At 65.3% G+C, this 23,966-nt stretch carries 21 protein-coding genes; 4 read left to right on the top strand and 17 right to left on the bottom strand.

Annotation, left to right across the window (positions count from 1 at the left end; all coding sequences use genetic code 11):
* Positions 1–207: 207 nt before the first annotated feature.
* Both adk and ppc read right to left on the bottom strand, forming a co-directional pair.
* A complete protein-coding gene (gene adk, locus ABX298_RS16315) occupies positions 208–858 on the bottom strand; it encodes an adenylate kinase (protein ID WP_003259830.1) in 651 nt (216 codons plus the stop codon).
* A 257-nt stretch (positions 859–1,115) separates the two neighbouring features.
* Positions 1,116–3,743, bottom strand: a complete 2,628-nt coding sequence (gene ppc / locus ABX298_RS16310) for a phosphoenolpyruvate carboxylase (RefSeq protein ID WP_274079230.1) — start codon at positions 3,741–3,743, stop codon at positions 1,116–1,118.
* A gap of 283 nt (positions 3,744–4,026) precedes the next feature.
* Here ppc and ABX298_RS16305 point away from each other — a divergent pair, with 283 nt between their 5' ends.
* The 3 genes from ABX298_RS16305 (at position 4,027) to ABX298_RS16295 (ending at position 5,902) form a co-directional block, all read left to right on the top strand.
* A complete protein-coding gene (locus ABX298_RS16305) occupies positions 4,027–4,371 on the top strand; it encodes a type 1 pili tip component (protein ID WP_013971223.1) in 345 nt (114 codons plus the stop codon).
* Positions 4,372–4,646: 275 nt separating this feature from the next.
* A complete protein-coding gene (locus ABX298_RS16300; RefSeq protein WP_003258911.1) occupies positions 4,647–5,060 on the top strand; it encodes a DUF4398 domain-containing protein in 414 nt (137 codons plus the stop codon).
* A gap of 50 nt (positions 5,061–5,110) precedes the next feature.
* Positions 5,111–5,902 (top strand): OmpA family protein, encoded by a 792-nt coding sequence (locus tag ABX298_RS16295; protein ID WP_025337942.1) that lies wholly within the window; start codon positions 5,111–5,113, stop codon positions 5,900–5,902.
* Positions 5,903–6,148: 246 nt separating this feature from the next.
* Here the strand turns inward: ABX298_RS16295 and ABX298_RS16290 are convergent, their stop codons facing one another.
* From ABX298_RS16290 to ABX298_RS16220, 15 genes are all read right to left on the bottom strand, one after another.
* Positions 6,149–6,475, bottom strand: a complete 327-nt coding sequence (locus ABX298_RS16290; protein WP_003252219.1) for a hypothetical protein — start codon at positions 6,473–6,475, stop codon at positions 6,149–6,151.
* The gene (locus ABX298_RS16285; RefSeq protein WP_286101150.1) at positions 6,472–7,395 is read right to left on the bottom strand and encodes an alpha/beta hydrolase; all 924 of its coding nucleotides are present in this window, start codon (positions 7,393–7,395) and stop codon (positions 6,472–6,474) included. The genes ABX298_RS16290 and ABX298_RS16285 overlap by 4 nt, the downstream gene beginning before the upstream one ends.
* Complete coding sequence (locus ABX298_RS16280; RefSeq protein WP_025337939.1) at positions 7,367–8,644, bottom strand: flavohemoglobin expression-modulating QEGLA motif protein; 1,278 nt, start codon at positions 8,642–8,644, stop codon at positions 7,367–7,369. The genes ABX298_RS16285 and ABX298_RS16280 overlap by 29 nt, the downstream gene beginning before the upstream one ends.
* A 135-nt stretch (positions 8,645–8,779) precedes the next feature.
* Positions 8,780–9,328, bottom strand: coding sequence for a hypothetical protein (locus ABX298_RS16275; RefSeq protein ID WP_003258915.1), 549 nt, complete (start codon positions 9,326–9,328; stop codon positions 8,780–8,782).
* Positions 9,329–9,357: 29 nt separating this feature from the next.
* On the bottom strand, positions 9,358–10,062 hold the full coding sequence (locus ABX298_RS16270; RefSeq protein WP_025337938.1) for a TetR/AcrR family transcriptional regulator: 705 nt from the start codon (positions 10,060–10,062) through the stop codon (positions 9,358–9,360).
* Positions 10,063–10,267: 205 nt separating this feature from the next.
* Positions 10,268–11,770 (bottom strand): lysine--tRNA ligase, encoded by a 1,503-nt coding sequence (gene lysS / locus ABX298_RS16265; RefSeq protein ID WP_013971217.1) that lies wholly within the window; start codon positions 11,768–11,770, stop codon positions 10,268–10,270.
* Positions 11,771–11,863: 93 nt separating this feature from the next.
* Positions 11,864–12,959, bottom strand: a protein-coding gene (prfB, locus tag ABX298_RS16260; RefSeq protein ID WP_108480361.1) for a peptide chain release factor 2 whose coding sequence is annotated in 2 segments (ribosomal slippage) — positions 11,864–12,886 and positions 12,888–12,959 — 1,095 coding nt in all. Because the reading frame shifts where the segments join, the coding sequence is not laid out codon by codon here.
* 215 nt (positions 12,960–13,174) lie between these two features.
* Positions 13,175–14,179 carry a Wsp signal transduction system regulator diguanylate cyclase WspR gene (gene wspR, locus ABX298_RS16255; protein ID WP_085618259.1) on the bottom strand — a complete coding sequence of 335 codons (1,005 nt, stop codon included), beginning with the start codon at positions 14,177–14,179 and terminating at the stop codon, positions 13,175–13,177.
* A gap of 51 nt (positions 14,180–14,230) precedes the next feature.
* Positions 14,231–15,244, bottom strand: coding sequence for a Wsp signal transduction system protein-glutamate methylesterase WspF (wspF, locus tag ABX298_RS16250; RefSeq protein WP_075043960.1), 1,014 nt, complete (start codon positions 15,242–15,244; stop codon positions 14,231–14,233).
* Positions 15,241–17,544: a hybrid sensor histidine kinase/response regulator gene (locus ABX298_RS16245; RefSeq protein ID WP_075043959.1), complete on the bottom strand. Its 2,304-nt coding sequence runs from the start codon at positions 17,542–17,544 to the stop codon at positions 15,241–15,243. The genes wspF and ABX298_RS16245 overlap by 4 nt, the downstream gene beginning before the upstream one ends.
* On the bottom strand, positions 17,541–18,203 hold the full coding sequence (locus ABX298_RS16240; protein WP_084785060.1) for a chemotaxis protein CheW: 663 nt from the start codon (positions 18,201–18,203) through the stop codon (positions 17,541–17,543). The genes ABX298_RS16245 and ABX298_RS16240 overlap by 4 nt, the downstream gene beginning before the upstream one ends.
* A complete protein-coding gene (locus ABX298_RS16235; RefSeq protein WP_367393349.1) occupies positions 18,200–19,474 on the bottom strand; it encodes a CheR family methyltransferase in 1,275 nt (424 codons plus the stop codon). Before ABX298_RS16235 ends, ABX298_RS16240 begins: the two co-directional genes overlap by 4 nt.
* A complete protein-coding gene (locus tag ABX298_RS16230) occupies positions 19,471–19,977 on the bottom strand; it encodes a chemotaxis protein CheW (protein WP_025337931.1) in 507 nt (168 codons plus the stop codon). Before ABX298_RS16230 ends, ABX298_RS16235 begins: the two co-directional genes overlap by 4 nt.
* Before the next feature lie 5 nt (positions 19,978–19,982).
* Positions 19,983–21,605, bottom strand: a complete 1,623-nt coding sequence (locus tag ABX298_RS16225) for a methyl-accepting chemotaxis protein (RefSeq protein WP_075043956.1) — start codon at positions 21,603–21,605, stop codon at positions 19,983–19,985.
* Positions 21,606–21,829: 224 nt separating this feature from the next.
* A complete protein-coding gene (locus tag ABX298_RS16220) occupies positions 21,830–22,522 on the bottom strand; it encodes a tellurite resistance TerB family protein (RefSeq protein WP_367393348.1) in 693 nt (230 codons plus the stop codon).
* Positions 22,523–22,738: 216 nt separating this feature from the next.
* Between ABX298_RS16220 and ydcS the strand changes: the two genes are divergently transcribed.
* Positions 22,739–23,890, top strand: coding sequence for a putative ABC transporter substrate-binding protein YdcS (ydcS, locus tag ABX298_RS16215; protein ID WP_286101143.1), 1,152 nt, complete (start codon positions 22,739–22,741; stop codon positions 23,888–23,890).
* Positions 23,891–23,966: the final 76 nt, after the last annotated feature.

Here is a 23,966-nt window from a genome sequence, read left to right as displayed (position 1 = left end):
CATTAATGCGCTACATGGCGAACTGGCGCGGTCTCTGTGGGAGCGGGCGCGCCCGCGAACACCGGCGCAGCCGGTGCCAGCCACCGCGTTGAATTCTTCGCGGGCACGCCCGCTCCCACAAAGGCCGCATCAGGGCCGCAATGCCGCGCCCCCACAAACGACAACGGCCCGCAAGCGGGCCGTTGTCGAGGTGCGTCGGGCGCTGGATCAGCTCAGGGCTGCCAGGACCTTGGCGGTGATGGCTTCGACCGAGCCGACGCCTTCGATGTGGCTGTACTTCGGCTTGCCGGCATTGGCGGCGGACAGCTTCTGGTAGAAGTCCACCAGCGGCTTGGTCTGGCTGTGGTAGACCGACAGGCGATGGCGAACGGTTTCTTCCTTGTCGTCATCACGCTGGATCAGGTCTTCACCCGTCTCGTCGTCCTTGCCTTCCACTTTCGGCGGATTGTACTGAATGTGGTAGGTGCGGCCCGAGGCCAGGTGCACGCGGCGGCCAGCCATGCGGCCGACGATTTCCTCGTCGTCCACGGCGATTTCCACCACGGCGTCGATGTCGACACCGGCAGCGACCATGGCTTCGGCTTGCGGGATGGTACGTGGGAAGCCGTCGAACAGGCAGCCCTTGGCGCAATCAGGCTGGGCGATGCGCTCCTTGACCAGGCTGATGATCAACTCGTCGGAGACCAGCTGGCCGGCATCCATGACTTTCTTCAGTTCCAGGCCCAGCGGGGTACCGGCCTTGACGGCGGCACGCAGCATGTCACCGGTGGAAATCTGGGGGATACCGAACTTTTCGGTGATGAACTTTGCCTGAGTACCTTTACCGGCCCCGGGAGCTCCCAGCAGAATTACGCGCATCTCGTGCTCCTCAAATTTTTTTATGAAATTCAATGGATTCGGCGACCAGGGCCAAGTCCGGAAAATCGGGTATGACCATAAATCGGTCAGAAGGCTGCTCAAGATACACAGCGCCCGGCAGCCAGACAAGCGTCCCAAAGTTGCAGGAATGCGCCACCTACGGCTGGCCTGGCAGGCGGTTGCGCCCGGCGCAACCACCCTCTTCGCCCACTTGCATCCCCCGCACGGCACCTGCCCTGTGCGCCCCGGGCCTACCCTCAGCCGGTGTTGCGCAGGCCGGCTGCAATACCCGCCACAGTCACCAGCAAGGCCTGCTCCAACGGGCTGTCCAGAGCGGCTTCGCGGCTGCGCGAGCGGGCCAGCAACTCGGCCTGCAGGCGGTGCAACGGGTCCAGATAGGTATTGCGCAGGCTGATGAATTCCAGCGTCTCGGGGCTGTGCGCCAGTAGCACCGGCTGCCCGGTAAGGCCCAGTACCACCTGGCACGACTGCGACAATAGGTCGCGCAGGTGCGCACCCAAAGGCAGCAGGTGCGGTTGCACTAGACGTTCGTCGTAGGCCTCGGCGATCTGCGCATCGGCCTTGGCCAGCACCATCTCGAGCATGTCGATGCGGGTGCGGAAGAACGGCCATTGCTCGCGCATCTGCGCCAGCAGTTCACCCTGGCCACGGGCCAGGGCATTGTTCAATGCCGTTTCCCAGCCAAGCCAGGCCGGCAGCATCAGACGGGTCTGGGTCCAGCCGAAGATCCACGGAATGGCCCGCAGGCTTTCGATGCCACCGGCGCGGCGCTTGGCCGGGCGGCTGCCCAGCGGCAGGCGCCCCAGTTCCTGCTCCGGGGTGGACTGGCGGAAGTACTCGACAAAATCGGGGTTCTCCCGCACCACGCCGCGGTAGGCCTTGACGCCATCGGCGGCCAGCTGGTCCATCACCTCGCGCCAGGCCGGCTGCGGTGGTGGCGGTGGCAACAAGGTGGCTTCGAGCACGGCGGCCAGGTACAGGTTCAGGTTCTGCTCGGCGATGCCCGGCAAGCCGAACTTGAAGCGGATCATCTCGCCCTGCTCGGTGGTGCGGAAGCGCCCGGCCACCGAACCCGGTGGCTGCGACAGGATCGCCGCGTGGGCCGGGCCACCGCCGCGGCCTACCGTGCCGCCACGGCCGTGGAACAGCAGCAACTCGACCTGGTGCTCGGCGCAGATACGCACCAGGTTTTCCTGGGCCCGGTACTGCGCCCAGGCCGCAGCCGTGGTACCAGCGTCCTTGGCCGAGTCGGAATAGCCGATCATCACTTCCTGCGGGCCGCGCAGGTTGGCGCGGTAGCCTGGCAGGCCGAGCAGGCGCTGCATCACCGGGCCGGCATTGTCGAGGTCGGCCAGGGTCTCGAACAGCGGCACCACGCGCATGGGCCGAGTCAGGCCGGCCTCCTTCAACAGCAGCTGCACCGCCAGCACATCCGAGGCAGCACCGGCCATGGAGATGACGTAAGAGCCCAGCGAGGCGGCCGGCGCGGCGGCAATTTCCCGGCAGGTGGCCAGTACCTCGGCGGTATCGGCCTGTGGCTTGAAGTGCGCGGGCAGCAGTGGCCGGCGGTTTTTCAGCTCGGCCTGGAGGAACTCGATGCGCTGCTCTTCATCCCAGTCGGCATAGCGCCCCAGGCCCAGGTAGTCGGTAATCTCGCTCAACGCATCACGGTGGCGGGCGGCGTCCTGGCGCACGTCCAGGCGGACCAGGAACAGGCCGAAGGTCACGGCGCGGCGCAGGCAGTCGAGCAACGGGCCTTCGGCGATCACACCCATGCCGCAGGCGTGCAGTGACTGGTAGCACAGCTCCAGCGGCGCGATCAGGTCGCGGTTGTCCACCAGCACCTCGGCACTGGCCGGCTGGCTGCTGGTCAATGCCGAATGCGCCCAGGCGCGCGTCGCCCGCAGGCGATCGCGCAGTTGCTTGAGCAGCGAACGGTAGGGTTCGGCACTGTCGCCGACCCGCTCGCGCAGGGCATCGTCGGCCTGCTGCATGGACAACTCGGACGCCAGCGCATCGATGTCGCGCAGGAACAGGTCGGCAGCCATCCAGCGCGCCAGCAGCAGGACTTCGCGGGTGACCGCTGCGGTCACGTTGGGGTTGCCATCACGGTCACCGCCCATCCACGAGGCGAAGCGGATCGGCGCCGCCTCCAGCGGCAGGCGCAGGCCGGTAGCCTCCAGCAGGGCCTTGTCGACCTTGCGCAAGTGGCTGGGGATGGCGTGCCACAGCGAATGCTCGATCACCGCAAAGCCCCACTTGGCTTCGTCCACCGGCGTCGGTCGGGTGCGGCGGATTTCTTCGGTGTGCCAGGCCTCGGCGATCAGCCGGCGCAGGCGCTCGCGCACCTGCTGGCGTTCGCCCGGGGTCAGGTCGCGGTGGTCCTGGGCTGCCAGTTGGCCGGCGATGGCGTCGTACTTCTGGATCAGGGTGCGGCGGGCCACTTCGGTGGGGTGAGCGGTGAGCACCAGCTGGATGTCGAGCTTGGCCAATTGCCGGGCCAGGGCATCATTGCTGTGCCCGGCCTGCTTCAGGCGCGCCAGCAGCTCGGGCAGCACCCGGGCCTCGAACGGCTCGGGCTGGTCGGCGTCGCGGCGGCGGATCAACTGGTACTGCTCGGCCATGTTGGCCAGGTTAAGGAACTGGTTGAAGGCCCTGGCCACGGGTAGCAAGTCTTCATCGGCCAGGTCCGCCAGGGTCGAGCTCAGTTGCTCGCCGGCAACGCGGCGGTCGGCCTTGGCACTGTGGCGGATGTCCTCGATCTTCTGCAGGAACGCCTCGCCATGCTGCTGGCGAATGGTATCGCCGAGCAGCTCACCCAACACATGGACATCTTCACGCAAACGCACATCGATATCGGTCATTGGCCCTCTCTCCGGCGCGGCTCTGGCGCATTGCATCCCTTTTTCAGCCCTTACGCGAGCCCCTGTGGGAGCGGGTTCACCCGCGAAGCATCCAGCGCGGTGCCTGGCACCGGCTGCGCCGGTGTTCGCGGGTGAACCCGCTCCCACAGGGGTGCACGGTATTCGCCCCAAGAGTGCCCACAGCCAGGCGCCGATGGCAAGCCGTGATCGGCCAAAGCAAACTAAAGTGAAAGCACGACACTCCCATGCATTGCAGCCCTTTCAGGCGTCAACAGAGGTCAGCATGAAAATCCGTGAACTCGCCCAGCACTGGGAACAGAATGCCGCCGGTACCCTCAGCCCCACGGGCCATGTCCTGCATCTGGACCTTGAGTCCGAAGCGCGCCTGGCCGCGCTGATCGACATGTACCCCAAGCGCACCGCCGAGGAACTGCTCGGTGAGCTGGTCGCGGCAGCCCTCGAGGAGCTGGAAGCCAGCTTCCCCTATGTGCAAGGCCGCCAGGTCATTGCCACCGACGAGGAAGGCGACCCGCTGTACGAGGACATCGGTCCTACTCCGCGCTTTCTGTCACTTTCGCGACAGCATCTGCACGCCCTGAGCAACCCGGCAGCCGACAGCGAGAAGTAACCCGCCGCCCCCGCTCCGGGCCTGGCAAAGGCCCGGAATACCGCTACGCCCCGCGAAAGTTCCGGGCGAATCGCACTGACCGATTAGTCAGAAATAGTTATCCGCTCAGGATGATTTTTTCTGAACTATCCGAAAAACGCGTCAGTCACAGCCAATAGCCATCACGCTAAAACCCTGCACACCTGCCGTTGTGCACCGTTGAGCTGAAGCGCGTGCACGTGTCAGGGAACGAGCGATGGACTGCTACGGACAACGTCGTAAACAGGAGTGATCCAATGGAACTGACCACCAAGAACACCCGCATCTACAAACCCTCATCCACTCATGTGCGCGGGTTCAAGCTGGCAGCGCTGGCCCTGGGCAGCAGCCTGGTCCTGGCCGGCTGTGCGGGCAACCCGCCCACCGAGCAGTATGCAGTCACCCAGTCCGCCGTGAACTCCGCCGTCAGCGCTGGCGGCACCGAGTTCGCCGCCGTGGAAATGAAAGCGGCACAGGACAAGTTCAAGCAGGCCGAGATCGCCATGCATGACAAGAAGTACGACGACGCCAGGCGCCTGGCCGAACAGGCCGAGTGGGACGCCCGCCTCGCCGAACGCAAGGCCCAGGCGGCCAAGGCCCAGAAGGCCGTGCAGGATGCCCGCCAGGGCGTTCAGGACGTACGTGAGGAAGGCCTGCGCAGCGCTCAGTGAGCCCTGCCCCGCCCACCTCGGCCTTCGCACACGATCAAAGGATGAACACTATGCGCAACTACGTCATGATTCCCGCCCTGCTGGCCCTGAGCGTCGGCCTTGCTGCCTGCTCGCACGACCCTAACGCCAACCTCGAATCGGCCCGCACCAACTTCTCCTCGCTGCAGAGCGACCCGCAATCGAGCAAGGTTGCCGCGCTGGAGACCAAGGACGCCCAGGACTGGCTGAACAAGGCCGACAAGGCCTACATGGACCGTGAAGACGAGAAGAAGGTCGACCAGTTGGCCTACCTGACCAACCAGCGCGTCGAAGTGGCCAAGCAGACCATCGCCCTGCGCACAGCCGAAGGCGAACTGAAGAACGCTTCGGCCCAGCGCGCCCAGGCCAAGCTGGACGCCCGCGACGCTCAGATCGCCAAGCTGCAGGACAGCCTCAACGCCAAGCAGACCGACCGCGGCACGCTGGTCACCTTCGGTGACGTGCTGTTCGACTTCAACAAGGCCGAACTCAAGAGCAACGCCTACCCGAACGTCACCAAGCTGGCGCAGTTCCTCCAGGAAAACCCGGAACGCAAGGTGATCGTCGAGGGTTACACCGACAGCGTCGGCTCGGCCAACTACAACCAGGGCCTGTCGGAGCGCCGCGCCAACAGCGTGCGCATGGCACTGGTACGTGCCGGCGTCGACCCGGCGCGCATCGTCGCCCAGGGCTATGGCAAGGAGTACCCGGTAGCGGACAACTCGAGCAATTCGGGGCGTGCGCAGAACCGTCGGGTGGAGGTGACCATCTCCAACGACAACCAGCCGGTGGCGCCGCGCTCGGTGAGCCAGGTACAGCAGTAAGGCTGGCTAGCTGAACTGACAAGCCCCGCGATCGAAGCGGGGCTTTCTTTTGCCTGTTCCGGCCTCTTCGCGGGCACGCCCGCTCCCACAGGTACGGCGCCCGTTTCGAGCTTTGCGCGATCCCTGTGGGAGCGGGCGTGCCCGCGAAGAGGCCAGTTCAGGCAGCAGATATCTTGAGCTTTGCACAGTCCCTGTGGGAGCGGCTTCAGCCGCGAAAGGGCCAGCACAGGCAGCAGAGATAATGGTTCACTGCACCTGCTGCGGGGTTTCCTCGCCCATGCAACGCACCGCGCGCTTGCGGTTGTCCACCAGCACCCCGGTCAGGCCTTTCTGCTGGGTGTCGAACAGCACCAGCACGCCATCGACGCACTGGGCCACTTGTGGTGCCGGGTCCAGCGAGACCTTGTAGTCCTCGCCGGGGATGGTCTTGAGCATGGTGAAATCCTGCAGCAACAGGGCATCCTCGGGCTTGGCGAAATGCAGGTAACCGTAGTACCACAAGGCCCCCACCGTCACGATGATGCTGCCGACACCGGTCAGGATCAGCGGGATGGCGTTGCGTTCTTCACTCATTGCTTGTTCTTCTCGTCAGGGTAATTGGGCACTTCGGCCAGCCGCCGCAGGCCGTTGAAATGGCTGGGGTCGTCGAGGAAACGCAGCATCACCTGGCGCCAGGTCGGGTCGGCGAAGGTCTGCACGTGGCCACCACGGGTCAGTTGCAGCACCCGCGGCGCTGGCGCGTGCTGGTACAGGCGGATGCCGTTGTCCATCGGCACCAGGGTGTCGTCGATGCTGTGGAAGAACAGCTTGGGCGGGCTGCTCAGCTGCTCGATCGAGCGGATCGCGCTGTCACCGTCCGGCACCAGCCACGACAGCGGCACCTGCAGCGGCCAGGTCATCCACGAGGTGCTGAGGGCAAAGCGCCCGACCGCACGGTAACTGGCCGGCACACCGTCGAACACCAGGGCACTGAAACGCTGGCGCTGCTCCGGGTGGGCCGCCAGGTAGTGAATGGCCATGGCCCCGCCAAGGCTCTGCCCCAGCAGTACCAGTGGCTTGCCCTTGACCTCAGGGGCCTGCTCCAGCCAGGCCATGGCCGCGGCGATGTCCTGGTACACCTCGGGCAGGCTCGGCTCGCCCTGGGACAGGCCATAGCCGCGGTAATCGATCATCAACACCTGGTAACCCTGCTCCGGCAGCCAGTAGCTGCCGCCCAGGTGCCCAGGCAGGTTGCCGCCATTGCCATGCAGGTGCAGCACCGTGCCCTTGACCTCGACCCCGGCCTTGGCCGGCAACCACCAGCCGTGCAGGCGGATGCCATCAGCAGTGGTCAAGGTGACATCGCGGTACTCGAGCCTGGCCCGCTCGGGCGTGAACGGCTGGCCGCGCTCGGGATAGAACAGCAGGCTGCTGCAACCGCCCAGGCCCAGCAGGATCAAACCCAGGGCCAGCAGGCGGCAGCACTCAGAGAATGTTCGCGTAATCGGCTTCAATGCGGTCCAGGCTCAGGTGGTTGAGGAAGTTGGAAAAGCACATCCAGGCCGACAGCGCGTTGAGGTCGCGGAACTGCTCGGGCAGGTACTTGGGCGGCTCGACCAGGCCTTCCTCGACCAGCTGTCGCAGGGTACGCATGTCTTCCAGGGTGGTCTTGCCACAGAACAGCAACGGGATCTGTTCGAGCTTGCCCTTCTTCACGGCCAACTGAATGTAGTTGTAAACCATGATGAAGCCTTTGAGGTAGGACAAGTCCTTGGTAAATGGCAGGCCATTGGGCACCGACCCACGGAACACCCGGCTGGCGTTGCTGTAGCTCTGCGCCATCTCGAACCCCTGCTCGCGGAAGAAGTTGTAGATCTGCATGAAATCGGCACCCTCCTCGACCATGTGGATGGCGCGGGTCCGATTGGTGAGCTTGCGCAGGCGGCTGGGGTAGGAGGCGAAGGCGATCACCTCCATGAGGATGGCCAGGCCTTCCTGGGTGACCGTCGACGAGGGCGGGCCCTTGGCCAGGAAGGTACAGATCGGCTGGTTCAGGCCGTTGAGCGTGGTGCCGACATGCACCAGCCCTTCGTGCACCTCCAGGGCGCGCACGTCACGGGCGTTGAACATGGCGTCGGCACGCACCTTGATGTAGTCGGCCCCGGCCGCGGCATCGGCGACGATGCCATCGGACTCGAACACACGGATGGTCTCCTCGGCCTCGCCGAACACCTTGTTCAGCCGGTGCTGGAGGATTTCCACGGCCTCCTTGGCGGTGAGGTTCTTCGGTTCGTCCTTGAGGTCGCCACGGCCATCGATGTTGTTCAGGTAGTCCGACAGCATCAGGCCGAGGTCGGCCAGGGTCGGATCACCAGCGTGGAAGGCATCCGAGGCAGCGCCGTACAGTTCCTGGGAGATCAGCCCGAAATCCTCGGTGCCGCGCGCTTCGAGCATGCGCACCACCATGCGGTATTCGCGGCACATGCGCTTCATGATCTGCCCGACCGGGTTGAACTGGCCGAGCTGGCGAATGATGTCGCGCTCGATGCCCTGGAACTCGGCCTTGACCGCGCTGGAATCGAACGCCAGCGGGCGCGACTGGTAGTAGGCACGGTCGACGGCCGGCGGCTCCTTGCCCTTGGCCTTGAGGAAACCCTGGCGGATGTTGTCGTCCCACTTCACCGCGTCCAGGACCCGGATCGGGGTCTGTGCCGCAACGATGCGGTCGGACAGGGCACGGATGGTTTGCTGGTATTCGTCCACCGGGGACTCCTTTCTAGTACAAGAAACCTGTACCGGCCTCTTCGCGGCTAAAGCCGCTCCCACAGGTACTGCATCAGGCTCGAAACCGATGCGGTCCCTGTGGGAGCGGCTTTAGCCGCGAAGAAGCCAGCACGGTCATTTGCCGGAGCGCTGGAACCGCGCCACTTCAACGAACAGGTCGGAGTTGGCCGGGTCGTCCAGATACGCCAGCACCCGCGCCGACGGGCTGTCGATCAGCACGCCGTCGCCGTTGTCTTCCGGCACCTCGGTGCTGCGCCCGGTCAGCTCCTTCTTGTCCACCGCCTGCTGCACCTGCTCGACATCCAGGTTGTAGACCACCAGTTCCTTGCCATCGACGATATCGAAACCGCCGATCAGGAAGTTGCCACCCAGGCGCTTCGGCACGCCAGCCGACAGGTACCAGCGGTTACCGTGGCGCGACACGGTGAACACGTATTCCTCGGGCGCCTTGCCCTTGGCCGTGGCCACTGCCTTGTAGGCATCGCCGCCGCTACGGCTGATCACCAGCTTCAGCGGCTCGCCCCAGGCGTCCTTGCTGCTCCACTTGCCGAGCAGGGCCTTGGGCGCCGCCTGGTTGCTCGGCAAAGGCTCGTGGAAGGTCACCAGACAACCGCCCAGCAGCAGGAATGACAAAGTCAACAACACCACACGCCAGGCTTTCATCAGGTTCTCCTTGAAAAGTCGGTCTCGGCTCAGGCCGATGCCAGCACCAGCTGCAGGTATCGGCTAAGCATAGCGAGCATCTGCCCATCGGCTTGCGCGTTCGCATCCTTGAGCAGGCCCTGATATTCCATCTGCTCGATAATCGCCGTCAACATTTGGGCGTCCTGTTCCGGTTGCTGCGAGCCCACCACCTGCAGCAATTGGCGGGTGCCATGCAGCAGGATCTGTTCATGGGCGCACACCAGTTGAGCCAGGCGCGGGCACAGCAGCGCCTCCTGGCGGAAGGCCTGCTCGGCCATCAGGAAGTCGCGGCGGTTCAGAAGTTGCCGCTGCACGTAGTCGGCTGTCATGCGCGCTACCTCGTCAGCCAGGCGTGCCCGCGCCTGCGGGCTGCCGTCACCCTCGGCCAGCAACTGGCGCAACACCACCTCGGTATTGGCCCACAGCTTGGCCATGTAGGCGGCGCTGCGTTCGACGTACTGGGCGAAGGTATCGGTCAGCAGGTCCTCGATGTCCTTGAAGTAGTAGGTGGTGGCCGACAGTGGCACACCGGCCTCGGCGGCGACGGCGCGATGGCGCACACCGCGTACGCCATCGCGCACGACAATGCGCATGGCGGCGTCGAGGATCAGTTGGCGACGCTGCTCGCTGCCCTGGCGGGCAGTCTTGCGGCCTTGGTATTGCACGCTTTCGGCGACGGCGGTGGCGATGCCGGCGGCGCCCTGGTGAGGCATTGCGGGTGTCACGGGGGGTACCTCATGGACAGTGTTTCGTCAGTGCCGGCCTCTTCGCGGCTAAAGCCGCTCCCACAGGGACCGCACCAGCCTGAGGGTAGTGGGGTCCCTGTGGGAGCGGCTTTAGCCGCGAAAGGGCCGGTACAGGCAATTCAAGTGTACGGGCAAGAAAAAGCCGCCTCGAAAGGCGGCTCGTTCAATTCACTCAGGCCTGCGGACGCATGTGCGGGAACAGGATCACGTCGCGGATCGACGGCGAGTTGGTCAGCAGCATCACCAGGCGGTCGATGCCGATGCCTTCACCTGCAGTCGGCGGCATGCCGTACTCCAGGGCGCGAACGAAGTCGGCGTCGTAGTGCATGGCTTCGTCGTCACCGGCGTCCTTCTCGGCCACCTGGGCCAGGAAGCGCTCGGCCTGGTCTTCGGCATCGTTGAGCTCGGAGTAGGCGTTGGCGATCTCGCGGCCACCGATGAACAGCTCGAAACGGTCGGTAACAGCCGGGTTGTCGTCGTTGCGACGGGCCAGCGGCGACACTTCGAACGGGTACTCGGTAATGAAGTGCGGCTGCTCCAGCTTGTGCTCGACCAGCTCTTCGAAAATCATCACCTGCAGCTTGCCCAGGCCTTCGTGGCCCAGCACCTTGGCGCCGGCCTTTTTGGCGATGTCGCGGGCGCGGTCGACGTCCTGCAGGTCGGCAGCGGTCAGCTCCGGGTTGTACTTGAGGATCGAGTCGAATACCGACAGGCGGGCGAACGGCTCGCCGAAGTGGAACACCTTGTCGCCGTACGGCACGTCGGTAGTGCCCAGTACCAGCTGCGCCAGCTCGCGGAACAGTTCCTCGGTGAGGTCCATGTTGTCGCGGTAGTCGGCGTAGGCCTGGTAGAACTCGAGCATGGTGAATTCAGGGTTGTGACGAGTCGAAACGCCTTCGTTACGGAAGTTGCGGTTGATCTCGAACACCTTCTCGAAGCCACCAACCACCAGGCGCTTGAGGTACAGCTCCGGCGCGATACGCAAGAACATGGCCATGTCCAGGGCGTTGTGGTGGGTTTCGAACGGCTTGGCCGCAGCACCACCCGGGATGGTTTGCAGCATCGGCGTCTCGACTTCGAGGAAGTCGCGCTCGATGAGGAACTTGCGGATGTGCGAGATCACCTGCGAACGCACACGGAAGGTGTGGCGGGTTTCTTCATTGACCATCAGGTCGACGTAACGCTGGCGGTAGCGCTGCTCGGTGTCGGTCAGGCCGTGGTGCTTGTCGGGCAGCGGGCGCAGCGACTTGGTCAGCAGACGCACGTTGGTCATTTCGACGTACAGGTCGCCCTTGCCGGAACGGGCCAGGGTGCCTTCGGCGCTGATGATGTCGCCCAGGTCCCAGGTCTTGACCGCGGCCAGGGTTTCTTCCGGCAGGGTCTTGCGGTTGACATAGACCTGGATACGGCCGGTCATGTCCTGAATGACCATGAACGAGCCGCGGTTGAGCATGATGCGGCCGGCAACCTTGACCGGAATCGCTGCAGCTTCCAGTTCTTCCTTGGTCTTGTCCGCATACTGCTTCTGCAGGTCGTTGCAGTAGCTGTCGCGACGGAAGTCATTGGGGAAGGCATTGCCCTTGGCGCGCTCGGCGGCAAGCTTTTCCTTGCGCAGGGCGATCAGGGCGTTTTCTTCCTGTTGCAGGTCTTGCGCTTCGGTCTTGAGGTCGCTCATTTCGTCATTCTTTCCATCAGGTGTTCGGTGCCCCTTTCGGGCAGGGCACGCGATACCGGCCCCAGGCCAGGTACCGCGGCGGTTGTGTGCGGTTTACAGCCCCTGCTTGAGGCTCGCTTCCAGGTACTGGTCGAGGTCGCCGTCCAGCACCTTCTGGCAGTCGCTGCGCTCGACACCGGTACGCAGGTCCTTGATACGCGAGTCATCCAGCACGTAGGAGCGGATCTGGTGGCCCCAGCCGATGTCCGACTTGCTGTCTTCCAGCGCCTGCGAGGCGGCATTGCGCTTCTGCATTTCCAGCTCGTACAACTTGGCCCGCAGCATTTTCATGGCGGTGTCCTTGTTGGCGTGCTGGGAGCGTTCGTTCTGGCAAGCCACCACGGTGTTGGTCGGTACGTGGGTAATACGCACCGCCGAGTCGGTGGTGTTCACGTGCTGACCACCGGCACCGGAGGAACGGTAGGTGTCGATACGCAGGTCGGCCGGGTTGATCTCGATCTCGACCTTGTCGTCGATCTCGGGCGACACGAACACCGCCGAGAACGAGGTGTGGCGACGGGCACCGGAGTCGAACGGGCTCTTGCGTACCAGGCGGTGCACGCCGATCTCGGTGCGCAGCCAGCCGAAGGCGTACTCGCCCTTGATATGCACGGTAGCGCCCTTGATGCCGGCGACTTCACCTTCGGAAAGCTCGATGATGGTGGCATCGAAACCACGCTTGTCGGCCCAGCGCAGGTACATGCGCAGCAGGATGTTGGCCCAGTCCTGCGCCTCGGTACCACCGGAGCCGGCCTGGATGTCCAGGTAGGCGTTGTTCATGTCCATCTCGCCGCTGAACATGCGACGGAACTCGAGCTGGGCCAGTTTTTCTTCCAGGCCTTCCAGTTCGGTCACGACGTCGCCGACGGCGCCTTCGTCATTTTCCTCGACGGCCATGTCGAGCAGGTCCTGGCAGTCGGCCAGGCCACCGGACAGCTTGTCCAGGGTCTCGACGACCTGTGCCAGCATGGCACGCTCGCGGCCCAGGGCCTGGGCGTACTCGGGCTTGTTCCAGACGTTGGGGTCTTCCAGCTCGCGGTTGACTTCGATCAGGCGGTCATGCTTGTGATCGTAGTCAAAGATACCCCCGAATGGACTGGGAACGCTCGGTGAGGTCCTTGATGGTGTTCAGGATCGGTTGGATTTCCATGGGCTGGCTACTCGCACGAATTCGGTGAAAAGCCTGCGAGTATAACCGAGTCCGCCGCAGGGCGGCAGACCCGCCGGGCGGTAGAAGTGGTGTCGGCAGAATGAGGTGAACGCCTGCCCCGGCCTATCGCCGGCAAGCCAGCTCCCACAGGTACAGCGCAGGTCTCAGGCATGCGCTGTACCTGTGGGAGCTGGCTTGCCGGCGATGAGGCCCTGTCAGGCGATGCCAACCTGGTTGCGCCCGCCATTCTTGGCCTGGTACAGGCCTTTGTCCGCAGCCGAGATCAGTTGCCGGCTATGGCTGCCGATGGACGGAGTCTGGGTGGCCAGGCCAATGCTCACGGTCAGATACGAGTCGGGCACCGGCGCGGTGTGCGGGATGCCCAGGCCGAGCACGGTCTGGCGCAGCTTCTCGGCCACCAGGCGTGCCCCGCCCGGCGTGGTGTTGGGCAATACCAGGACGAATTCCTCGCCACCATAGCGCGCCGGCAGGTCGGTCGGCCGCGAGCACGAGCCGCGGATCGCCTCGGCCACCTGGCGCAAGGCCTCGTCACCGGCAAGGTGGCCGAAGCTGTCGTTGTAGGCCTTGAAGTAGTCCACGTCGATCATCAGCAGCGACAACTGCTGCTGCTCACGCATGGCCCGGCGCCATTCCAGTTCCAGGTACTCGTCGAAGTGGCGGCGGTTGGACAACCCGGTCAGGCCATCGGAGTTCATCAGCCGCTGCAGCATCAGGTTGGTATCGAGCAGTTGCTGCTGGCTGACGCGCAGGGCGCGGTAGGCCTCGTCGCGCTGCAACAGGGTAAGGTAGGAACGCGAGTGATAGCGGATGCGCGCCACCAGCTCGATGGTGTCCGGCAGCTTGACCAGGTAATCGTTGGCCCCGGCAGCAAAGGCCGCGCTCTTGACCAGCGGGTCTTCCTTGGTCGACAGGACGATGATCGGGATATCCTGGGTCGCCGGGTTGTTGCGGTATTCACGCACCAGGGTCAGCCCGTCCAGGCCAGGCATGATCAGGTCCTGCAGGATCACCGTGGGCTTGATGCGCACGGCCTGGGCCACCGCCTGGTGCGGGTCGGCGCAGAAGTGGAAGTCGATGTTCTCTTCATGGGCCAGGCCACGCCGCACCGCCTCGCCGATCATGGCCTGGTCGTCGACCAGCAGCACCATCGCCGAGTTCTCGTTGGGGGTCGTGAAACCTTCGATCGGTAAATCATTCATACCTGTTCACCCGATCACTGCCGGCCTGGCGGCGTGATTCAATACACTTCGTCATTTTGCGAAAAATTCCATCAAGCGCCCGGCTATGCGTTCCAGCGGGCGGATTTCCACTGCGGCATCGATGGCCGCAGCGGCCTTGGGCATCCCGTACACCGCACTGCTGGCCTGGTCCTGGGCAATGGTCAGGAAGCCCTGCTGGCGCATCAGCTTCAGGCCCTGGGCACCATCGCGGCCCATGCCGGTAAGCAACACGCCCACCGCATCGCCGGTCCAATAGCGCGCCACACTCTCGAAGAACACATCGATCGAGGGCCGGTAAATTTCATTGACAGGTTCGGCAGTGTAGGCCAGTTGGCCGTTCTGTAGCAGGCGGATGTGGTGATTGGTGCCGGCCAGCAACACCTGCCCCGGCTGCGGCGGCTCGCCTTCCCGGGCCAGGCGCACCGGCAGCCCGGCAGCGCTGCTGAGCCATTCGGCCATGCCCGCGGCAAACACCTGGTCCACATGCTGGACCAGCACGATGGCCGCCGGAAACGCCGCCGGCAGGCCCTGCAGCAACACTTCCAGCGCCGCCGGGCCACCTGCCGACGAGCCGATCGCCACCAGGCCGCGGCGCTGGGAAGCCTCGCGCAGCGGCGTGGCCACCGGGCGGGCGGCAGGCGCACGTTGCTGGCCGATCAGCCAGCCGATATTGAGGATTTTGCGCAGCAGTGGCGCCGCCGCTTCACGGGGATCGCCCGCGCCCAGCGCCGGCGTGTCTACCACGTCGAGGGCGCCGTAGCCCATGGCCTCGAACACCCGGTGCACGTTCTGCTTGCGGTCAACCGTGACGATGACGATGGCGCATGGGGTTTCGGCCATGATCCGCCGGGTGGCCTCGACGCCATCCATGACCGGCATGATCAGGTCCATGAGGATCAGGTCTGGCTGCTGTTCGGTGCAGCGCTGCACCGCCTCGGCGCCATTGCTGGCCACCCATACCACCTCGTGCGCCGGCTCCAGGGCGACCGCCCGGCGCAGCGCCTCCACGGCCATGGGCATGTCGTTGACGATGGCGATCTTCATCCCTGAGCACCTCCGATCAGCTCAACCACAGCATCCAGCAACGCATCGTCATGGAAACTGGCCTTTGCCAAATAGTAGTCGGCGCCGGCATCCAGGCCACGCCGTCGGTCTTCCTCACGGTCCTTGTAGGACACCACCATCACCGGCAGCGATTGCAGGCGCTGGTCGCGGCGCACCAGGGTGACCAGCTCGATGCCGTCCATGCGCGGCATGTCGATGTCGGTGATCAGCAGGTCGAAGTCCTCGCCACGCAAGGCGTTCCAGCCGTCCATGCCATCCACCGCCACGGCCACGTCGTAGCCACGGTTGCCAAGCAGCTTGCGCTGCAGTTCTCGCACGGTCAGCGAATCGTCGACCACCAGGATGCGCTGGCGCGCCACGCCACGGGCGCCGCTGCTGCCGCGTTCGATGCGTTCCAGGCTGCCGGTGCTGAGCAGTTTCTCCACCGAGCGCAGCAGGTCCTCGACATCGACGATCAGCACCACCGAGCCATCGTCGAGCAAAGCACCGGAAGAAATGTCCTGCACCTTGCCCAGCCGTGGGTCGAGCGGCATCACCACCAGCACCCGCTCGCCCACCAGCCGCTCCACGGCCACGCCGTACAGTTGCTCGCGCTCGCGGATCACCACTACCCGCAGGCTGCTCTCCTGCGTTTGCCCGGCCGGGCGGTTGAGCAGTTGGCTGGCCGCCACCAGGCCGATGTGCCGGCCTTCGTGCCAGAAGTGCTGGCGCCCCTCGATCTGCACGATCTCTTCGGCGCTCACTTCCAGCGTGCGTTCGATATGAGCGAGCGGGAAGGCATAGGCCTCGCCGCCCACCTCGACCACCAGGCTGCGCACCACCGACAGGGTCAGTGGCACCTGCAGGTGGAAACGGCAGCCCTGCCCGGCCAGCTGGGTCAGCTCGATAGAACCGCGCAGTTCACGGATCATGTGCTGCACCGCATCCAGGCCCACGCCGCGCCCGGACACCTCGGTGACCTTGTCGCGCAGGCTGAAACCGGGCAAGAACAGGAACGTCAGCAACTCTGCCTCGCTCATCCGCGCCACCGTGTCGGCGGGCGACAGGGCACGCCCGACAATGCTGCTGCGCAGGCGCTCGAGGTCGATGCCGGCACCGTCGTCGATCAGTTCCAGGCTGAGCATTCCGGCCTGGTGCGAGGCCCGCAGGCGGATCACCCCCTCCTCCGCCTTGCCCGCCAGCAGGCGCCGCTCGGGCAGCTCGATGCCGTGGTCGACCGCATTGCGCAACAGGTGGGTCAGCGGTGCTTCGAGCTTTTCCAGCACATCGCGGTCGACCTGGGTCTTGTCCCCTTCCACCAACAGCCGCACCGGCTTGCCCAGCGAACGGCCAAGGTCGCGCACCATGCGGCTCTGGCCGGTCAGCACATCGGCAAACGGCCGCATCCGGCAGGCCAGCGCGGTGTCGTACAGCAATTGTGCGCGCTGGCTGGCCTGCCAGCCGAACTCGTCCAGGTCGGCAGCCTGCTGCTGCAGGATCTGCTGGGTTTCCGCCAGCAGGCGCTGGGTCTGTGCCAGGGCTTCGAGCACCTCGCTGCTCTGGCCACTGTCCTCCAGTTGCATGCGCAGGCCATCAAGCGCCTGCATGCCTTGGCCGTGCATGCGCTTGAGGCGCTGCAGGGTGGCCAGGTAAGGCTTGAGCCGCTGGGTTTCCACCAGCGACTTGCTGGACAGGTCGAGCAGGCTGTTGAGGCGATCGGCGGTGACCCGCAGCACCCGCTCCGTACCTTCGCCAGTGCGCTTGCCGGCCTTGCGACGTGGGGCCAGCTCGGGCTCGGGCTCGGGCTCCAAGGGTTCGACAGGCAGCGGCAAAGGTTCGGCTTGCACGGTTTGCACCGGCGCTTCCGGCAGCGCTGGCACGGCTGGCGGCGCGGGGGGCACGGCTGCCGCCCCCGGGTCGAGCAGGTTGGCCATTTGCGCAAGGAACACCGGCAGGGTCGCCTGCGCCCCGGCATCGCCAGGCGTGGCGATGCGCATCAACAGGTCGGTGCCCTGCAACAGGGCATCGATATGCTCGGCGCTCAGGCGCAGGCGGCCCTCCTGGGCGGCCACCAGGCAGTCCTCCATGACGTGGGCGACGCTGACGCCAGCGTCCACCCCGACAATCCGCGCCGCGCCCTTCAGCGAGTGGGCCGCGCGCATGCAAGCCTCAAGCTGGTCGGCCTGCGTGGGATTACGCTCCAGCGCCATCAGGCCGACGCTGAGCACCTGGGTCTGCGCCTCGGCCTCCAGGCTGAACAGTTCGAGCAACGATGCGTCGCGCATTTGCTCTGGGGTCATGACAGGCTCCGCTGCACGGCAGACAGTAAGTGTTGATCGTCCAGCACCCGCACGCTGCGGCCACGCCATTGCAGGACCGCTGCGGTGAAGTGGGAGGCGTCCTGGCCGCTGCCCAGCAGCAGCGGGTCGAGCCGGTGAATGCCGTCGATTTCCTCGACCGCCATCACCACCGGCCCGCCATCCGCGGCCAGGATCAGCATGCGTGGCATCGCCCGGCCGCCACGTTGCTCGGCAGCGCTGGCCTGCACACCCAGCAGGTCGGCCAGTGACAGGCACGGCACCAGCGCACCGCGCACGTTGGCCACCCCCTGCAACACTCGCGAGCGCTGGTGCGGCAGCGAATGCACCGCCTGCAGCGGGGCAATTTCGGCCAGGCAGGCGGTGGCCAGCGCCAGCCACTCTTCGCCCAGGCGGAACAGCAGCATGGAGCGGCCGGTGTTTTCCTCGACCGGTGGCGCCACGGCAGCCTGGTGGTCCTGCATCAGCGCGTAGCGGTCGAGCAGGCGTGTGGCCGCTGCGGCATATACCTCGCAGTTGCGGCAGTGAACGTGACGTTCCAGCAGCGGGCACTGCTTGTCGCCGTGCACGCCAATGCGGTTCCAGCAGTCGTCGATGTGCGCGTCATCCTCGGCGAGCAATTGCATCGCGGATTCCTTCATCGTTCAGACTCCCGACCAACCCGCGCGGCGCGTTCCTGAAGGCGCCGGGCACCGGCCAGGTCGCCCTGGGCCGCCAACAAGGCCGCCAGGTGCACCAGCGCCTCGGGGTGCTGCGGTTCCAGGTACAGGGCTTTACGATAGTGGGTCAGTGCCTGCTGCGCATCGCCTTCGGTATCGCTGAGCAGCCCCAGCCAGTAGTAAACCTGCGCCGAAGGCGCGAACTGGCCCAGGTAGCGCTGGCATTCGGCACGGGCCTGCTCGCTGGCGCCGGCATTGGCAAGCCGGGCAATGCTGGCCAGCAACTCGCTTGCCTCCTCGCGCTTGTGCTCGCGCACGGGCGCTGGCTTGGCGGCAACGGGCAGCACCCGCAGTGGGCGCGGCGACGCTGCGCTCGGTAACGGATAGCCTGGCTTGGCCGGTGCTGGCGATGTGCGCCGCAAGGGCTGGACCGGGGGCGTAGCCAGCGCAGCGCCGCCACCCTCCTGGCGCACGTAGGCGAACGACTGGGCAATCCCCAGCGGGCGCATGCCCAATCGCGCCAGCAAGCTGCCTTCGGCCGGGCCGATGAACAGCACACCCTGTGGGTGCAACAAGCGCTTGAGCACTTCGAACACCCGTTGTTGGGTCGGCACGTCGAAATAGATCAGCAGGTTACGGCAGAACACGAAGTCGTACAGTCCATCGCGGCTGGCCAGCGCCGGGTCGAGCACGTTGCCCACCTGCAGGCTGACTTGCTCGCGCACCCGCTCATGCAGGAGGTGGCCTTCGTCGAGGGCATCGAAGTAACGCTCGCGAAAGCCCAGGTCGCTGCCACGGAAGGCATTGCGCCCGTACACGGCCTGCCCGGCCTTGGCCACGGAACTGGGGCTGATGTCCATGCCGTCGATCATGAACGCCCCCGGCGCGATACCGGCATCGAGCAAGGCCATGGCCAGCGAATAGGGTTCCTCGCCGGTCGAGCAAGGCAGGCTGAGCAAACGCAGCGGGCGCGCCCCGGCCAGCTCGGCCAAGCGCTTGTGCGCCAGGCTGGCCAAGGCGGTGAAGGATTCGGGGTAACGGAAGAACCAGGTTTCCGGGACGATGACCGCTTCGATCAGCGCCTGTTGCTCATCCATCGACTGCTGCAGGTGCAGCCAGTAATCATCCAGGTCCGCAGCGTTCACGGCCACGCAGCGCTGGCGCAGCGCACGCTCGACCATGGGCGCGCCCACCGACTCCACGTCCAGGCCGATGCGTTCACGCAGGAAGCGGAAAAAATGCTGTTCGTTCATGTCGGCATCCCTGTCGGATCATCCGCGTACAGCAACTCGTGCACGGCATCGGGCAGCAGGTCGTTGACTTCGATGCGCTGCAACAAGCCCTGCTCGTCCTGACGCACCGGCCCCAGGTACGGGGCTTCACCGCTATCCACGCCATACGGCTGGAACTCGTCGGGGTGGCAACGCAGGGTTTCGGTGGCCTGTTCCAGGATCAGGCCAAGCTGCAGGCCGCCTCGGTAGTGCACCAGCACCAGGCGGGTACTGGTGCGCTGCGCCGCCGGCTGGCCGAAGCTCAATGCCGCCAGGTCGACCACCGGTACCAGCAGGCCCCGGTGTGCAAGGATGCCTGCGACCCAGGCAGGCGCCTTGGCGATCGGTTTGAGCGGCTGGCGCGGCAGCACCTCGATCACCTCGTGCACGCTCAGGGCAAAGCGTTGCTCCCGGATGCGAAACTGCAGGTACAACGCCCCCTTGGCGTTGACCGCCCGCGCGGCGCGCGGTTGCAAGTCGTTCATCGCAGTCAGACTTTGAAGCGCGACACGCCGCCACGCAGGCCAGCGGCCACCTGGCTCAGCTCATCGATGGCGAAACTGGCCTGGCGCAGCGATTCGACCGTCTGGGTGCTAGCATCGCTGAGCTGGGCCAGCGCCTGGTTGATCTGCTCGGCACCGGTGGCCTGGGCCTGCATGCCTTCGTTGACCATCAGCACGCGTGGGGCCAAGGCCTGCACCTGGTGGATGATCTGGCTGAGCTGTTCGCCCACTTGCTGCACCTCGAACATGCCGCGGCGCACTTCTTCGGAAAACTTGTCCATGCCCATGACCCCGGCCGACACCGCCGACTGGATCTCGCGCACCATCTGCTCGATATCGTAGGTGGCCACGGCGGTCTGGTCGGCCAGGCGGCGCACTTCGGTGGCTACCACGGCAAAGCCGCGGCCGTACTCGCCGGCCTTTTCCGCTTCGATGGCAGCGTTGAGCGACAGCAGGTTGGTCTGGTCGGCGACCTTGACGATGGTCACCACCATCTGGGTGATGTTGCTGGCCTTTTCGTTGAGGATGCCCAGCTTGGCGTTGACCAGGTCGGCGGCGCCCATCACCTGGTGCATGGTTTCTTCCATGCGTGCCAGGCCCTGCTGGCCGGAACCGGCCAGGCTGGAGGCCTGGTCGGCGGCCGAGGTGACTTCGGTCATGGTGCGCACCAGGTCACGCGAAGTGGCGGCGATTTCCCGCGAGGTGGCGCCGATTTCGGTGGTGGTGGCGGCCGTTTCGGTGGCGGTGGCCTGCTGTTGCTTGGAGGTTGCGGCGATTTCGGTCACCGAGGTGGTCACCTGCACCGACGAACGCTGGGCCTGGGCCACCAGGTTGGCCAGGGCCTCGGCCATTTCGTTGAAGCCGCTTTCGATGGCGCCGAACTCGTCCTTGCGGTCCAGGCTCAGGCGCATGCTCAGGTCGCCGGAGCGCAGTTTGTCGAGGGCATGGACAATGCGCTGCATGGGCGCGGTGATGGCGCGCATCAGCAACAGGCCGCAGATACCGGCGGCGATGATCGCCAGCAGCAGCGAAACTATCATGCTGCCCTTGGCCGTGCTCACGGCGCCGACAATCTCGTTGGTGTCGGCGTCGGCGGAGGCGCGGTTGTGCTCGATCACTTCGTTCAGGTGCTTGCGGCCTTCGAGCCAGGCTGGGGTGAGCACATCGGTGATCAACCGCTGGGCTTCCGCGTAGTTGCGCTGTCGATAGGCTTCCAGCACCTGGTCGACGATCTTGAGGTAGGCAACTTCCATCTGGATGAAGGCGTCGAAGCGCGCCTGGTCGTCATCATCCTGAATGGTGCCCTGGTAGCTGGCCATGTGCTCTTTCAGGCGGTCCTGGAAGCTCTTGAACAGCTCCGCGTCGGCCGAGGTGAATTCGCGGTGGTTGGACAGCCCCACCAGCTGCTGGCTGGTGACGTAACTGTCGACCCAGGCACTGCGGATCATCGAGCTGTAGTAGAGGCCGGGAATGCTGTCGGTCCCCACTGCCTGCTCGGCGGATGCGATGGTCACCAACCGCGAGTAGGCGGCCACGATCATCAGCAGCATGATGGCGATGATCACGGCGAAACTTGCCAGGATCCGTTGGCGCAAGGTCCAGTTCTTCACATTCAGCCCTCAGGAATTCACAACGAGCGGGAAAAATCGCCGAAGTATAGCCCAGGCGCCCAGTGCTCATGCGGCTGAAATGTGGGGTAACCAGGTAACCTTGCCGACAGACCGGTCATTTGTGCCCAACGCCATTGGGGCCGCTGTGCGGCCAATCGCCGGCAAGCCATGTGCGATCCCTGTGGGAGCCGGCTTGCCGGCGATGGGCTGCAACGCAGCCCCCGTCACTGGCCGGCGGCAAGCCTTGCCTGGCTTTCCAGTTCCTGCCGCAGGGCCGGGTCCAGGCGCAGCTGGCGGGCCAGTTCGTCCAGGTAGGCGCGCTCCATGAAGTTTTCCTGGTCGACCATCATCACGCTGGCCAGATACATCTCGGCGGCCATTTCCGGCGTTTGCGCGGCACGGGCCACTTCGGCCGGATCCAGCGGCTTGTTCAGCTCGGCATGCAGCCAGTGCTGCAACTCGCGGTCGTTGTCCAGGCGGGTGAATTCACCCTCGATCAGCGCACGCTCGCGTTCGTCGATATGGCCATCGGACTTGGCCGCCGCCACCAGCGCCCGCAGCACCGCCTGGCTGTGCAGCTCGGCCTGGGCCGGCGGCAGGCGGTCGAGGGTCTGTGGCTCGGTGGCGGCCACCTGCTGGCGCGCCTGCCAGTTGCCGTAGGCCTTGTAGGCCAGCACACCGAGCGCGGCCAGGCCGCCATAGGTGAGGGCCTTGCCGCCATATTTGCGGGCTTTCTTGTTGCCCAGCAGCAAACCCATGGCGCCCGCCGCCAGGGCGCCGCCACCGGCACCGGAAAGCAGGCTGCCAAGGCCGCCGGCACTGGCGCCTGGCTTGCCAGAGCTGCCCTTGCCGGCCTGGCTGGCGAGCAAGTCCTGGCCGGACTTGAGCAACTGGTCGAGCAATCCCCGGGTATTCATCAAACGGTCTCCACGTTGGCCAAGGGAGCCGTCAGGTTAAGCCCTGCCCGCCCGATCGCCATGGGGGGATTTGCTTCCGGATGTTGCATTGGCTGGCAAAAAGCCAACTAGACTCGATATCGCCAATACCGCGCTAACCGCACCACGTTCATGACGATCGCTTCACGGCTTGCTTGATGACTGCCCCGACCAAAATCTCCAAGAAGAGGGAACACCATGTCAGTGCACAAGACCGCATTGCTCGGCGCAACCGCCTGCGCCCTGCTGGCCAGCGCCAGCCTGCAGGCTGCCGAACCGCCCAAGGCCCTGGGGCCCGGCGAGGGCCGCCTGGACATCGTCGCCTGGCCCGGCTACATCGAGCGCGGTGAAAGCGACAAGGCCTACGACTGGGTGACCGGCTTCGAGAAGGAAACCGGCTGCAAGGTCAGCGTCAAGACCGCCGCCACCTCGGACGAGATGGTCAGCCTGATGACCAAGGGCGGCTACGACCTGGTCACCGCCTCGGGCGATGCCTCGCTGCGGCTGATCGCGGGCAAGCGGGTACAGCCGATCAACACCGCCTTGATCCCCAACTGGAAGAACATCGACCCACGGCTGCAGAACGGTGGCTGGTACGTGGTCGACAAGCAGGTCTATGGCACCCCCTACCAGTGGGGGCCGAACGTGCTGCTGTACAACACCGACGTGTTCAAGCAGGCGCCCACCAGCTGGGGCGTGCTGTTCGAGCCGCAGAACCTGCCCGACGGCAAGCCGAACAAGGGCCGCGTGCAGGCCTACGATGGGCCGATCTACATCGCCGATGCGGCGTTGTACCTGAAGGCGGCCAAGCCGGAGCTGGGCATCCAGGACCCGTACGAGCTGAGCGAAGCGCAGTACAAGGCCGTGCTGGAGCTGCTGCGCCAGCAGCAACCGCTGATCCACCGCTACTGGCATGACGCCACGGTGCAGATGAGCGACGTGAAGAACGAAGGCGTGGTTGCCTCCAGCTCCTGGGGCTACATGGTCAATGGCCTCAAGGCCGAAAAGCAGCCCGTGGCCTCGACCATTCCCAAGGAGGGCGCGACCGGCTGGGCCGACACCACCATGCTGCACAGCGAGGCCAAGCACCCCAACTGTGCCTACAAATGGATGGACTGGTCGCTTCAGCCGAAAGTACAGGGGGACGTGGCGGCCTGGTTCGGTTCGTTGCCGGCAGTGCCGGCGGCCTGCACCGGCAGCGAGCTGCTAGGGGCCGAGGGCTGCAAGACCAACGGTTTCGACAACTTCGACAAGATCGCCTTCTGGAAAACCCCGCAGGCCCAGGGCGGCAAGTTCGTGCCGTATAGCCGCTGGACCCAGGATTACATTGCGATCATGGGCGGGCGCTGAGGTTACCTGAATGCCTGTGCCGGCCTCTTCGCGGGTGAACCCGCTCCCACAGGTTCATCACCACCTGTAAGGGTGG

Source organism: Pseudomonas sp. X4 (assembly GCF_040784925.1).
Taxonomy (GTDB): domain Bacteria; phylum Pseudomonadota; class Gammaproteobacteria; order Pseudomonadales; family Pseudomonadaceae; genus Aquipseudomonas; species Aquipseudomonas putida_Z.
Note: the sequence above shows the minus strand (reverse complement) of the source record. Positions and strands in the feature narration are given on the sequence as shown.

Excerpts from the sequence above, each read along its gene's own strand:
- adk (WP_003259830.1), bottom strand. The coding sequence starts at position 858 with ATGCGCGTAATTCTGCTGGGAGCTCCCGGGGCCGGTAAAGGTACTCAG.
- ppc (WP_274079230.1), bottom strand. The coding sequence starts at position 3,743 with ATGACCGATATCGATGTGCGTTTGCGTGAAGATGTCCATGTGTTGGGT.
- ABX298_RS16305 (WP_013971223.1), top strand. The coding sequence starts at position 4,027 with ATGAAAATCCGTGAACTCGCCCAGCACTGGGAACAGAATGCCGCCGGT.
- ABX298_RS16300 (WP_003258911.1), top strand. The coding sequence starts at position 4,647 with ATGGAACTGACCACCAAGAACACCCGCATCTACAAACCCTCATCCACT.
- ABX298_RS16295 (WP_025337942.1), top strand. The coding sequence starts at position 5,111 with ATGCGCAACTACGTCATGATTCCCGCCCTGCTGGCCCTGAGCGTCGGC.
- ABX298_RS16290 (WP_003252219.1), bottom strand. The coding sequence starts at position 6,475 with ATGAGTGAAGAACGCAACGCCATCCCGCTGATCCTGACCGGTGTCGGC.
- ABX298_RS16275 (WP_003258915.1), bottom strand. The coding sequence starts at position 9,328 with ATGAAAGCCTGGCGTGTGGTGTTGTTGACTTTGTCATTCCTGCTGCTG.
- ABX298_RS16270 (WP_025337938.1), bottom strand. The coding sequence starts at position 10,062 with ATGCCTCACCAGGGCGCCGCCGGCATCGCCACCGCCGTCGCCGAAAGC.
- lysS (WP_013971217.1), bottom strand. The coding sequence starts at position 11,770 with ATGAGCGACCTCAAGACCGAAGCGCAAGACCTGCAACAGGAAGAAAAC.
- wspR (WP_085618259.1), bottom strand. The coding sequence starts at position 14,179 with ATGAATGATTTACCGATCGAAGGTTTCACGACCCCCAACGAGAACTCG.
- wspF (WP_075043960.1), bottom strand. The coding sequence starts at position 15,244 with ATGAAGATCGCCATCGTCAACGACATGCCCATGGCCGTGGAGGCGCTG.
- ABX298_RS16245 (WP_075043959.1), bottom strand. The coding sequence starts at position 17,544 with ATGACCCCAGAGCAAATGCGCGACGCATCGTTGCTCGAACTGTTCAGC.
- ABX298_RS16240 (WP_084785060.1), bottom strand. The coding sequence starts at position 18,203 with ATGAAGGAATCCGCGATGCAATTGCTCGCCGAGGATGACGCGCACATC.
- ABX298_RS16235 (WP_367393349.1), bottom strand. The coding sequence starts at position 19,474 with ATGAACGAACAGCATTTTTTCCGCTTCCTGCGTGAACGCATCGGCCTG.
- ABX298_RS16230 (WP_025337931.1), bottom strand. The coding sequence starts at position 19,977 with ATGAACGACTTGCAACCGCGCGCCGCGCGGGCGGTCAACGCCAAGGGG.
- ABX298_RS16220 (WP_367393348.1), bottom strand. The coding sequence starts at position 22,522 with ATGAATACCCGGGGATTGCTCGACCAGTTGCTCAAGTCCGGCCAGGAC.
- ydcS (WP_286101143.1), top strand. The coding sequence starts at position 22,739 with ATGTCAGTGCACAAGACCGCATTGCTCGGCGCAACCGCCTGCGCCCTG.